We start from the raw sequence: 549 nt of genomic DNA, 5'->3' as shown, positions 1-549 counted from the left end.
CGAGGATGAGAATCCGCTCGCCGGCGTGACGCGTGACGATGTCCCGCAAACAACCGGTCGCCCGTGCGAGGAACGCGTTCCAGCTCTCGGCGCCGGCAGCGAACGGCCGGTCTGGCTGGTCAGCGGGACTCGAGCCGAATGCCGCCCAGATGTCCGTCCACGGCTTGCCGTCGGCGTCACCGTGCGCCGGTCCGGACAGGCGCGGCTCGATGTGCGGCGTCAAGCCAAGACGAGGGGAGATCACCGCAGCGGTCTCACGGACCCGTAGCCGCGGCCCGGCATACACCACGTCGAACTGGCGGTCGCGGTGCGTCCATTCCAGCCGCCGGCCCGCCTGGTCTGCCTGGGCGCGTCCCCGCGGCGTCAACCCGGTGCAGCCCAGGTCGCCGCCGGCGATGCCCGCGAGATTGCAGTGCGCCTCTCCGTGCCGAACCAGTACGACATCTGTGTCCATCACACCCACCGTTCAGCTGCCATACGGGATCAGACTGGCGCAATCCGCATCTCCTCAGTGCGCAACCCTATGACGAGCTGTGCGCATCTGCTAAC

1 protein-coding gene is annotated in these 549 nt (G+C 68.7%); it reads right to left on the bottom strand.

What is annotated here, in order from left to right; translation table 11 throughout:
- Positions 1 to 454: histidine phosphatase family protein (locus MXD95_RS04120; protein WP_250639178.1), on the bottom strand; the 454-nt coding region annotated here is incomplete at its 3' end.
- Between the last annotated feature and the right edge of the window lie 95 nt (positions 455 to 549).

This window comes from Frankia sp. AiPa1 (assembly GCF_023243075.1).
In the GTDB taxonomy this organism is placed as follows: Bacteria; Actinomycetota; Actinomycetes; order Frankiales; family Frankiaceae; genus Frankia.
The sequence above is the reverse complement of the archived record's forward strand: the minus strand, read 5'-3'. Positions and strand labels throughout refer to the sequence as shown.